1 pseudogene is annotated in these 291 nt (G+C 63.9%); it reads left to right on the forward strand.

The features are described 5' to 3' along the window. A pseudogene (locus ACZYTC_RS34385) lies at positions 1–291 on the forward strand (transketolase); the annotation flags it as partial.

Here is a 291-nt window from a genome sequence, read left to right on the forward strand (position 1 = left end):
GTATCAGCCATGAGGCGATTTCGCTGGCCGGCCATCTCAAGCTCAGCAGGCTTATCGTGCTGTTCTATGACAACGAGATCTCGATCGATGGCTCGACTTCGCATTCCTGCTCGGACGACCAGCTCGCCCGCTTCGCGGCGTCCGGCTGGTCGACGCGCCGGGTCGACGGGCATGACCGCGAGGCAGTGGCGACGGCGATTGCGGAGGAACTGGCAACCGACAGGCCCTCGCTCTTTGCTTGCCGGACCATCATCGGCTTCGGCGCGCCAAACCGTCATGGCACCGAGAAGG

Source organism: Labrys sp. F242, assembly GCF_057813875.1.